Source organism: Nocardia sp. NPDC050412 (assembly GCF_044458825.1).
In the GTDB taxonomy this organism is placed as follows: domain Bacteria; phylum Actinomycetota; class Actinomycetes; order Mycobacteriales; family Mycobacteriaceae; genus Nocardia.
In genome coordinates this window covers 402,790-414,020 of record NZ_JBITIJ010000006.1, presented here as the reverse complement: position 1 = coordinate 414,020, position 11,231 = coordinate 402,790, and the positions used below count along the sequence as shown (strand labels likewise).

General features: G+C 66.8%; 10 protein-coding genes. 9 read left to right on the top strand and 1 reads right to left on the bottom strand.

All coding sequences use genetic code 11. The annotated features are described in order from the left end of the window. Nucleotides 1-4 precede the first annotated feature (4 nt). From ACIBI6_RS19600 to ACIBI6_RS19560, 9 genes are all read left to right on the top strand, one after another. Entirely contained in the window at nt 5-1,522 is a 1,518-nt protein-coding gene (locus ACIBI6_RS19600; protein ID WP_396957272.1) for an ABC transporter substrate-binding protein, read from the top strand. Next, nucleotides 1,519-2,445, top strand: coding sequence for an ABC transporter permease (locus ACIBI6_RS19595; RefSeq protein ID WP_396957271.1), 927 nt, complete (start codon nt 1,519-1,521; stop codon nt 2,443-2,445). Before ACIBI6_RS19600 ends, ACIBI6_RS19595 begins: the two co-directional genes overlap by 4 nt. 28 nt (nt 2,446-2,473) lie before the next feature. Next, entirely contained in the window at nt 2,474-3,343 is an 870-nt protein-coding gene (locus ACIBI6_RS19590; RefSeq protein ID WP_364341177.1) for an ABC transporter permease subunit, read from the top strand. Then, the gene (locus ACIBI6_RS19585) at nt 3,340-4,944 is read left to right on the top strand and encodes an ABC transporter ATP-binding protein (RefSeq protein ID WP_396957270.1); all 1,605 of its coding nucleotides are present in this window, start codon (nt 3,340-3,342) and stop codon (nt 4,942-4,944) included. The genes ACIBI6_RS19590 and ACIBI6_RS19585 overlap by 4 nt, the downstream gene beginning before the upstream one ends. A 211-nt stretch (nt 4,945-5,155) precedes the next feature. Beyond that, complete coding sequence (locus ACIBI6_RS19580; RefSeq protein WP_364341181.1) at nt 5,156-5,881, top strand: lytic murein transglycosylase; 726 nt, start codon at nt 5,156-5,158, stop codon at nt 5,879-5,881. A gap of 157 nt (nt 5,882-6,038) precedes the next feature. Continuing rightward, nucleotides 6,039-7,325, top strand: coding sequence for a phosphopyruvate hydratase (gene eno / locus ACIBI6_RS19575; protein ID WP_364341183.1), 1,287 nt, complete (start codon nt 6,039-6,041; stop codon nt 7,323-7,325). A gap of 91 nt (nt 7,326-7,416) precedes the next feature. Next, nucleotides 7,417-8,064, top strand: coding sequence for a septum formation initiator family protein (locus ACIBI6_RS19570; protein ID WP_396957269.1), 648 nt, complete (start codon nt 7,417-7,419; stop codon nt 8,062-8,064). Beyond that, nucleotides 8,061-8,591: a DUF501 domain-containing protein gene (locus ACIBI6_RS19565; RefSeq protein ID WP_364341187.1), complete on the top strand. Its 531-nt coding sequence runs from the start codon at nt 8,061-8,063 to the stop codon at nt 8,589-8,591. Before ACIBI6_RS19570 ends, ACIBI6_RS19565 begins: the two co-directional genes overlap by 4 nt. A 519-nt stretch (nt 8,592-9,110) precedes the next feature. Continuing rightward, nucleotides 9,111-10,058 (top strand): Ppx/GppA phosphatase family protein, encoded by a 948-nt coding sequence (locus ACIBI6_RS19560; protein WP_364341189.1) that lies wholly within the window; start codon nt 9,111-9,113, stop codon nt 10,056-10,058. A gap of 115 nt (nt 10,059-10,173) precedes the next feature. Here ACIBI6_RS19560 and ACIBI6_RS19555 read toward each other — a convergent pair whose 3' ends face one another. Continuing rightward, complete coding sequence (locus ACIBI6_RS19555; protein WP_396957268.1) at nt 10,174-10,986, bottom strand: neutral zinc metallopeptidase; 813 nt, start codon at nt 10,984-10,986, stop codon at nt 10,174-10,176. Nucleotides 10,987-11,231: the final 245 nt, after the last annotated feature.

Below are 11,231 nucleotides of genomic sequence, written 5' to 3'. Positions count from 1 at the left end.
CACCATGGAATGGAATCGACGACAACTCCTGCGATCGGGACTCGGTGTCGGTGCGGTGCTATTGGTCGCCGCATGTTCGGACGGCGGCAATTCGGGCGGACCCGCGCGGCGCGGTGGCACCCTGCGGGTCGGTGCGCTCGGCAGCGCGGCGCGCATCGAACGCGATCCGCATGCGAATCTCAGCAATGACAGCGATTTCCTCATCACCTCGCTGGTGTACGACGCGCTGACGGTACCCGGCGCGAACCCGAATGTTGCTGCGCGCCTTTCCAGTCGGTGGGAAGCCGATGCGCAGCGACGCCGCTGGAGTTTCACCATCGCTGACGGTGCGACATTCCACGACGGGACCCCGGTGACCTCCGATGATGTGGTCTGGTCGCTGCGTCGGCTGCGGACCGTCGGCGGTGCGTCGAAAATGCCTGCCGCCGTGGAGGACATCACCGCAGACGGTCCGAACCGGGTCGTCATCGCCATGCCCGAGCCGAATTCCCAACTGCCGCTGCTGGTTCGGCTGATGACCTTCACAGTCAAGAAAGACACCACCGATTTCACCAAGGCCATCGGCACCGGGCCGTTCCGGTTGGAGTCCTATCAGGGTGGCAATGCCCGGCTGGTGCGCAACGATCGGTGGTACGGTCCGGCGCCACTGCTGGACGCGATCGAGGTCACCATGTTCGACAGCGTGACGGCACTGGGTAATGCGGTGCTCGGTGGGCAGATCGATCTGGCCTCGAATGTCGGTGCGATTGCGGGACGTACCGCCGAGGGGCGCGGTGATCTGCGGGTGGTGCGGCGGTCCAACGACACCATGGTCGGTGTGGCGATGCGGACCTCCGACGGGCCGTTCGCCGATGCGCGGGTGCGCGAGGCCATTCGGCTGGGTGTCGATCGCAAGGCCCTGGTCAATCAGGTGCATTCGGGGTACGGCACGGTAGCGAACGATATCCTCGGCACCGGTGATCCGTTGTACGACAACACCATTGCGCAGCGCAACCGCGATGTGGACCGGGCGAAGTCGCTGCTGCGCGATGCCGGATTCGATACCGGGCGCAGCTACCAGTTCCGCACCAAGGCCGAGGCCCCGGGGGAGGTCGAATCGGCGAAGGTGATCGCCACGCAGCTGGCGGATATCGGGCTGCACCTCGATGTCGTGACGCAGGAGTCGAACACCTTCTACGACCAGACCTGGTTGAAGGCACCGCTGTACACGGTCTCCTGGGGCACGAATGACTCCACACTGTTCTTCGCGACCAAGCTGATGTCCTCGGCATCCAACCGCAACGAAACCGCCTTCAAGGATGCCGAATTCGACGCGGCAACTGCGAAAGCCCTTGCCGCGGCCGATGACTCGGAATACGCGGCGGCCTGCCGTGACGTGCAGCGGATCCAGTACGCCCGCGGGGGTTATCTGGTCTGGGGCATGGCCGACGGTATCGATATCGCGACCTCCCGGGTGCGGGATGTGCCGACCCTCGGCGGCTTCGCCAGGGTGCAGTTGGAACGAGCCTGGCTCGCGGAGTGATCTCCTTCGCCCGACTCCTCATCCGGCGCGTCGTCCTGCTGGTCGCGCTGCTGGCGACGGTGTTCGCGGCCGTCGATCTGCTGCCGGGTAATTCCGCCCGTGCGGTGCTCGGCCGCGACGCGACCGCGGAGCAGATCGCGGCGAAGGAACACGAGCTCGGCCTCGACCGTCCGCTGCCGGCGCGGTTCCTCGACTGGATATCCGGTGTGGCGACCGGTGATTTCGGCCGCACCGCGCGCGGGCGATCGATCAATGAGCTACTGGCCGATAAGTTTCCGCCGACGCTGCTACTCGGCGGGCTCGCCTTCCTGGTGACGGTCTTCGCTTCGCTTCTGCTCGGCAGCTGGTGGGCGGCGCGGCGCGGCCGGGCTACCCGGTTGCTGCAGCCGACTACCACTGCGGCGGCGGCGATTCCGGAGTTCGTCATCGCGACCTTGTTGATCCTGGTGTTCTCCTTGGGTCTGGGTTGGCTGCCCGCCGTCACCATTACCGGGCGTTCCGGATTCCCGGCCAGTCCGGACATGCTGGTGCTTCCGGTGCTCGCATTGGCGATACCGCAGACCGGCTGGAACACCCGGGTGGTGCGCGCGGCGCTACTCGATTCCGCGCGCTCGCCGCATGTGGAAAGTGCGGTGCTGGAAGGACTTTCGACTACCGTCGTGCTGACCCGGCATGTGCTGCCGTTCGCGCTGCCGACGATTGTGGCGAGTTTCGCGACCACGGTCGGGATGCTGCTCGGCGGTGCGCTGGTCGTCGAGACCATCTTCAACTATCCAGGACTCGGTGCGGTGCTGGCGGGTTCGGTGGCCGATCGGGACACCTCCCTGATCGCCGCGGTGGTCGCGCTGACCGGGGTGATCATCATGGTGATGCTGGCCATGGCGGACGGGATCCGGACCTGGGCATCGCGGGGGCGAATATGACCGGATTTCGACGTCCCGGAGGTCGCAAGTGAAGCGTTTCCTCACGGTATTGCCCGCGCTGGTGGTGGTTATCGCTGCTGCGCTCGGTCCGTGCCTGGCGACTCGACCTGCCGAGGAGGCGGTCGGGATACCGTTCGCGCGATCGGGTGCGGACACCTTGTTGGGTACGGACCGGCTCGGACGGGATGTGCTGGCGCAGCTGCTCTATGGCGGTTGGGGCCTGCTGTTGCTGGCGGGCGTGATCGCGGTCGCGGTGACCGGGTTGTCGTGCGTGCTCGGTGCGATCGCGGCATTGCGTCCCCGGGTCGGTGCGTTGATCGAGGGCGTTGCCGATTTCGCGATCCTGCTTCCGGCGGTACTCGGGATCTTGTTGGTGCTGACGGCATGGCCGGACGCCGGTGTCTACGGGCTTGTGGTGGTGGCGCTGCTTTTCGGGACTCCGTACAGCGCAAGAGTTTTCGCGGCGGCCGCTGCTGGTGTCGCGTCCAGCGGGTATGTCGAAGCGGCCCAAGCCGGCGGTGAAACTCTGCCGCACTTGGTATTCCGTGAGGTTATCCCGAATTTGCGCGCGGTATTGGCCGCGCAACTCGGTCTTCGCTTCGTAGAGGGCGTGTATGTGGTCAGCACCGCATCGTTTCTGCAACTGCCGACCACGCTCGGCGCGAGCAACTGGGCGGTCATGGTGCGCGAGAACTCCTCCGGCATGCTCCTCAACCCATGGTCCGTGCTGGCGCCGAGTCTGGCGATCGCGGTGGTCGCGGTCAGCGTGAATCTCGCGGTGACCTCGTTCGATCAGCATCGTCGGCGACGATGGGCTGTTCGCAGGTCGCACGGTTCCGAGTCGATGACCGGTACGGAGTCGCCGGTGGTGGGCAATGCTTTGGAGGACCAGAGATGAATGCGACTGTCGTCGTCGATGCGCTGACCGTATGCGGATCGAATGGTCAGGAATTGTTCGAGCCCACCAGTTTCAGCGTCGCGGCGGGCAAGGTAGCCGCCTTGACCGGTCCATCGGGATCGGGCAAGACAACCTTGATGCGGGCATTGCTCGGGCACTTGCCAGCAGGAGCCCGGCGATCCGCGGGGGCGGCCGTTGTGGCCGGACAGGATGTATTCGCGTTGCCTCCTGGAGCGCTGCAACGGTTCCGGCGTGATCATGTCGCCTATGTCGGACAAGATCCCGGCTCGGCCCTCAATCCGCTGATGCGGGTGCGTTCCCTGCTGAATGAGGTTCGCCACCCCGACGCCGCCGTGGCCGAAACCCTGGAACTGGTCGGCCTATCCGACGAGCATTTGCGCCGTCGCCCCGGCGAACTCTCCGGCGGTCAGCAGCGTCGGGTGGCCCTCGCGCGTGCGCTCGTTCGCCACACCGGGATCCTCATTCTCGATGAACCCCTGGCCGGGCTGCACGGTTCACTCCGTACCGATATCGCCCAGGTGCTTGCCGATATCGCCACCGAGCGCTCCGCCGCAATCTTGCTGTCCGGGCACGACACCGCGACTATCCATGCCATCGCCGATAACGTGATCGAACTAGGCGCGGTGCATTCCGAGGTAATCGCCCACACAGCTGTGCCGACATGTTCGAGTGCATCGAATTCATCGCAACCGAACGGGAGCGCCGCGTCGATCGTGAGATCGGCGATGGCACCGGAGGTGCCTTTCGGCCGAAACATCGACATCGCAAGCTCGGCTGCGCAGCCCGTAGGGCAGGGGGCGGTGGCAGTGCGCTCGAGGACTGTCGAGTCGGCTGCGCAACCGATGGAACCCATACTGCGCGCCCAGGATATCGGTGCCTCGATCGCCGGGCACGAAGTATTGGCGGACATCGATTTCGTACTGCCGGGCGGTGCGGCACTGGCGATCGTAGGGGCGTCGGGAGCCGGAAAGACCACTCTCGCGCGGGTGCTCGCCGGCCTGCACCGGGAAGCGATCGGATCGCTGGAACTGCGAGGCGAGTCGATCCCGGTCGGACCTGGCCGACGAGCTCGCAACGGCCGCAATGGTATTCAGCTGGTTACGCAGAACCCGCGGTCCGCGCTCAACCCCCGACGCACCGTCGCCCAGGCCCTGGGCCGCCCGCTGCGCCGACTCGCTGGGGTATCGAAACGAGGACTGGCGCAGCGTATTACCGATCTACTCGACTCGGTCGAACTCGCGCCGGATCTTGCCACCCGCTACCCGCACGAACTCTCCGGCGGCCAACGCCAGCGAGTGGCACTTGCCAGAGCGCTCGCGGCCGAGCCGGCCGTGCTGATCTGCGACGAGATCACCTCGGCCCTGGACCACAACACCGCTATCTCGATCATGACGCTGCTGGACCGCATCCGCGCCGAACACGGCACCGGCCTACTCGTAATCACCCACGATATGACCCTGGTCACCGGACACTGCTCGCAACTGGTCGTCCTCGACCACGGCCGGATTGTCGAATCCGGCTCGGCGACAGCGGTCCTCACCACCCCGGCGCACAGCGCGACCCGCGAACTCCTCGGTTAGGCGTTTCCCGTACAGCTTGTGCGTGATGCACGGTAGTTCTGCGAGGGCGAATCGACGGCTGCGTAATCGACGATCTGCTCGGTAATCTCGGATCACGGAGCGCATGACCACCGGGCATGCTGGGGTCTGCAAGGGGGAGGGATACATGACGTTGGGCTCGGCGCGACGCGTGCTTCGCGGGAATGGTCGTTCGGATCCGGATGATGGAGGAATGCTCGCGAAGCTGACCGGCGTATTGGTCGCCGCGATGGTGACCCTCGTGCTCGCCGGTTGCGGCGCCGAACGCAATCTGCCGCCCATTCCCGAGGGCATTCCGCCCGGTCCGGGTACGCCGCTGCCGCTGATCGATCTGGACGCGCCCGGCCGTACCGCCGTGCAGTTACGCGACTGGGCCGACGAGCAATCCGACAAACTCGGCATTCCGAGTGTTGCCCTGGAGTCGTACGGCTATGCCGCGGCGATCATGGGCCGGTCCCGGCCCGACTGCGGAATCGCCTGGACCACCATTGCCGGGATCGCCAGCGTGGAGAGTAAGCACGGCACCCATCGCGGTTCGGCGGTCGACGCGGATGGCACCGTGCGCCCGCCGATCATCGGCATCCCACTCGACGGTGCGCCGGGAGTGGCACTTGTCAAGGACACCGACAGCGGCAAGCTCGACGGCGATCCGGAGTTCGACAGGGCGCTGGGCCCACTGCAATTCATTCCGGAGACCTGGAAGCGCTGGGGTGTCGATGCCAATGGCGACGGTGTCGCGGATCCGCAAAATATCGATGACGCAGCACTCACCGCGGCCCGCTACCTGTGCGCGAGCGGTGGCGATCTGACCTCCGAGCGCGGCTGGCAGCAGGCTCTATTGACCTACAACCAGTCCAATGCCTACCTATTGACCGTCCGTGATCGCGCCGCCGCGTACAGCGTCGGGCGCCGGGCATGAGCACTCGTTGGAGCAAACAACGGGTGCTCGTCGCGAGAGTGCGATGCGATTCGTCGGAGTGCCGGTTACTGCGCAGTCGTCGAGGACGCTAGGCTCGCAGGCGCACGGCCCTTCCCGTCAGACCTACCGTGCCAACAGCCGAAGGAGTGTCGTTTTCGTGGCCATCATCGAACAGGTCGGAGCTCGCGAGATCCTCGATTCTCGCGGAAACCCCACTGTCGAGGTCGAGATCGCCCTCGACGACGGCACCCTGACCAGGGCTGCCGTGCCCTCCGGTGCCTCCACCGGTGAGCACGAGGCCGTCGAACTGCGCGACGGCGGCGAGCGCTATGGCGGCAAGGGTGTGCAGAAGGCCGTCGAGGGTGTGCTCGACGAGATCGCGCCGGCCGTCATCGGTCTGGACGCGGTCGAGCAGCGCACCGTCGACCAGGTCCTGCTGGATCTGGACGGCACCCCGGACAAGTCCCGCCTCGGCGCGAACGCCCTGCTCGGCGTCTCGCTCGCGGTGGCCCGCGCCGCCGCCGAATCCTCGGGCCTGGAGCTGTTCCGCTATCTGGGCGGCCCGAACGCGCATGTGCTCCCCGTGCCGATGATGAACATCCTCAACGGTGGCGCGCACGCCGACAGCGGCGTCGACGTCCAGGAGTTCATGGTCGCCCCGATCGGCGCGACCACCTTCAAGGAGTCGCTGCGCTGGGGCGCCGAGGTGTACCACGCGCTCAAGTCGGTACTGAAGTCCAAGGGCCTGTCCACCGGTCTCGGTGACGAGGGCGGTTTCGCACCGTCGGTCGCGGGCACCAAGGAAGCGCTCGACCTGATCGGTGTCGCCATCGCGAAGACGGGCTTGAAGCTGGGCACCGATGTCGCGCTCGCACTCGATGTCGCCGCCACCGAGTTCTACACCGCTGGCAGCGGTTACAAGTTCGAGGGCAGCGTCCGCTCGGCCGCCGAGATGGCGCAGTTCTACGCCGAACTGCTCGCCGCCTACCCCCTGGTCTCCATCGAGGACCCGCTCTCGGAGGACGACTGGGACGGCTGGGTCACGCTGACCGATCAGATCGGCGACAAGGTGCAGTTGGTCGGCGACGACCTGTTCGTCACCAACCCGGAGCGCCTGGAGGAAGGCATCACCAAGGGCGCGGCCAATGCGCTGCTGGTGAAGGTCAACCAGATCGGCACGCTGACCGAGACTCTGGATGCCGTCGAGCTCGCGCACCGCAACGGCTACAAGACGATGATGAGCCACCGCTCCGGTGAGACCGAGGACACCACCATCGCCGACCTGGCCGTCGCGGTCGGCAGCGGTCAGATCAAGACCGGGGCCCCGGCCCGCAGCGAGCGCGTCGCCAAATACAACCAGCTGCTGCGCATCGAGGATGCACTCGGTGATTCGGCACGGTACGCGGGTGACGTCGCGTTCCCGCGGTTCGCGTTCGAAGGCTAGCCAGCCGCGGTGCGAGCGACGGGCCCGGAGGAGGCAGCCCTCGTAACCACGGAGGGCCCCGGGAGCGCCGCAAGTTAGATACAGGAGCGGTATGACAGAGCGACGTGCGCGTGGATCCAGTCCGGCCGGACGTGGGAACCGCCGCACGTCGCGTTCTGCCAGATCGCGCCCGGCCGCCGAATCGCCGGCGGCCGCACCGAAGCGCACGACCCGCAGACGGTCCGAAGCCGCCGAGAAGGCCAAGCCGCAAAAGATAGGTCTGCGCTCCGGTAGGCACGAGGACAAGCACGATCGCACCATCCTCGGGCTATCCACCGGTAAAGCGGTCATCCTGGCCATCGTCGTGTGCGCACTCGCGCTGACTTTGGCCGTACCACTACGCACCTATTTCACCCAGCGCGCCGAGGCCGCGCACTTGGCGCAGGAGCGCATCGAACTCGAGGCCGATCTCGCCAAGCTGCGGGATCGCCGTGCGCAGCAACAGGATCCGGCCTATGTGCGCTCCGAGGCCAGGGACCGGTTGCGGCTGGTGATGCCGGGTGAGACGCCCTATATCGTCCAGGTGCCCGGTATCGAAGCGCCCGCGCCGCCCCCCGCACCGACCCAGTCGAAAGCGCCCGAGCCCTGGTACACCGAACTGTGGCGCAGTATTTCGCAACCGCAGCAGGCCCCCACGCCCGCAGGGCTTCAGCCCGCGCCGCCCGCCGCGCCGCAGCCAGCACCGGAAGGACCCAGGTGACCGCACCGAACGACCGCGATCTCGAGATCATCGCCAAGCAGCTGGGACGCGAACCGCGCGGCGTACTCGCCGTCGCCTACCGCACTCCGGACGGGCTGCCCGCGGTGGTCAAGACCGCGCCGCGGCTGCCCGACGGCACCCCGTTCCCGACCCTCTACTACCTGACCGATCCGCGCCTCACCGCCGAGGCGAGCAGGCAGGAATCCGCGGGCGTCATGCGGGAAATGACCGAACGCCTCGCCACCGACCCCGAATTGGCCGCCGCCTACCGCGCCGCCCACGAGAGTTACCTGGCCGAGCGCAATGAAATCGAATCCCTCGGCACCGATTTCACCGGCGGCGGCATGCCCGAACGAGTGAAATGCCTGCACGTCCTGATCGCCCACTCCCTCGCCAAGGGCCCGGGTGTCAACCCCTTCGGCGACGAAGCAGTAGCCATGGCAGCCGACAGCGGTCTGCGCGGCACCGCGGTCCCGGCCGACTGGCCGAAATACGAGCCACCTCACGCTCCGACCAACGGGCAATGACATGAGCGCGGCGCTTGAATTGACCACGGGCGCTGGGGCGAACATGCGTGCTGTGATCAGTGCGAATGGCGGGGCGTGTGCGGGTGCCGCAGTGGGTGTGGATGGTGCGCTGGGCGTGGGTGCCGCGGCGGTCGTGGGCACTGTGGTGAGCGTGGGTGCCGCGACCTCTGTGGGTATCGCGCCGCTTGTGGGTGCCGCGCCGCTTGTGGGTGCTGTGACCCGTGGGGGTGTCGCGCTGGGCGTGGATGCTGCAGCGGGCGTGGGCGCCGCTGTGGTGCGCGTGGATGTCGCGAGGCGTGGGGTGTCGCGAGGCGTGGGGTGTCGCGCTGGGCGTGGGTGCTGCAATGAGCACGGGTGCCGCGACATATGCGGGTGCTGTGACGTCTGCGGGTGCCGCGGTGAGCGTCCGCGATGCGCTGAGCGTGGGTGCTGCGGCGGGCGGCGTAGGCGCTGGGATGACTGGGCGCGCGGTGAGCGCGAGTGGGAAATGAACCGGTGCTGATATGAGCGGAGCTGAGCATGAGTAATCGGGTAGCGGCAGTCGATTGCGGGACGAATTCGATTCGACTATTGATCGCCGAGGTGCTCGGCGATGGGCGGTTGGTGGATGTGCATCGGGAGATGCGCATTGTGCGGCTGGGGCAGGGGGTGGATGCGACCGGGGCGCTTGCGTCGGAGGCGATCGAGCGCACCAGGGTCGCGCTCGCCGATTATGTCGCGCTGATGCGGGAGGCGGGGGTGAGTCGGGTGCGGATGGTCGCGACCTCCGCGACTCGCGATGCCGCCAACCGCGAGGACTTCTTCGCCATGGCCCGTGCCGAACTCGGCACCGTGGTGGCGGGTGCGGAGGCCGAGGTGATCACCGGTGACGAGGAGGCACGGCTGTCCTTCGCCGGTGCGGTCGGCGAATTGGCCAGCGAGGCAGGGCCCTTCGTTGTCGTCGATCTCGGCGGCGGCTCCACCGAACTCGTCGTCGGCGACAGCGATGGTGTGCGTGCCGCATTCTCCGCCGATATCGGCTGCGTACGCATTACCGAGCGGTGCCTGCCGGGCAATCCACCGACCGCCGAACAGGTTGCCGCCGCACGGGAATTCGCCACCGAGCGACTGGCGGAGGCATTCGCGAAGGTGCCGGTCGAAGGCGCGCACACCTGGGTCGGCGTAGCGGGCACCATGACCACTATCGCCGCCGTCGCCCTCGATCTGCCCGAATACGATTCGGAGCGTGTCCATCTCACCAGCCTCACCTTGGACCAAGTGCGCGAGGTCTGCGATCGCCTGATCGGCATGAACCACGACGAGCGCGCCGCCCTCGGCCCCATGCATCCCGGCCGTGTCGACGTGATCGGCGGCGGCGCCGTCATCACCGAGGTGCTCGCTTACGAACTGTCCCGCCGCGCCGACATTTCCGCCCTCACCGTCAGCGAACACGACATCCTCGACGGCATAGCCCTGTCCATCGCCTGACGCTCTATCGCGGCCGTCGCGCGACATATCCACTTCACGACGACCGTGAGCTGCTACGAGGAGATCACGACCTGGTACCCCGCCCGGCCGCTTGCCGTCCGTCGCCCCTGCGCGGTCATTCCACCTTGTCGAGCGCGGCCGCCCAGGTGTTGCACGATGATGTCGAGGCGCTGCGGTAACCCGATTCGACCCAGCGCCGACTGTTCACCCCGGTGCCGTGGGTCGGATCCTCTTCGGTATCGGATTGGATATCGATCAGATCCGCGGCCTCGGCCGGGGGCAATATGCCGCCTGCCTGCGCTGCCGCCAGCATCACGCCCGCCAGGCACTGGGCTTGGAGTTCGATGCGTCGGCTGAGTTCCAATCCGAGCGGTGACTTCTCGCCCGCGGTACCGATATCTCGATCGGCGGTGCGCAGGATGCCGGTAGAGGACTGTAGGTGGTGGCCGTATTCGTGCATCACGACGAACATCAGGTACTGCCCGAGTTGCGAACCCCACCCCCGATGGATGGGATCGTCGGTCGGCCAGTACACAGTGCCGCCGCAATAGAACGCCGGATCGGTGGACTGAACCTGTTTCGAGCATCCGGTCGTCACGTTGTCGACCACCACGAGTTGCAGCGGCGCGAGGGTCATACCCGCCGCGCGCAGCGCCGGATCCCAGGCCTTCGTCAGGCAGTCCAGTTCGGTCTGGACGAATTGCCGCTGACCCTCCGCGCTCATCTCGATCGGTGGCAGCTGACACCGCAGCGGAGACAAGCGCAACTCCGCGTGCAGGGTGTTGGCCGTCAGTGGCGGTTCCTGCGGTGCACCCTCAACGGGCTCGGCATCCACCGCGGATACCGACGCGCATCCGGAGCCGAGCATCGACACCAGCGCGCCGATCACGGCGAGCAGCAGCGCCGCACGGGCGCTCGAGCGCTTCATCAGGTTCCCCCGTCCAGCCAACAAACGAGGTTTCCCCGTCCAGCGAGGCGAACTTTACCGGCAGATTCTCCGGTTTTCTCGTCGAGTGCTGTGCGTCACCGATCGCGGCCGACGAATATTCGACATTGCCTGGAATTCGCTGAAAGGGCGCACTGGACGGGCACCTCCAAGGTGGAGGACCGGTTGGCGGATTGCTCCGGCGGCGACTCGCATGTCTGGCCATATCGGCTGTGAGCAGGGAATTC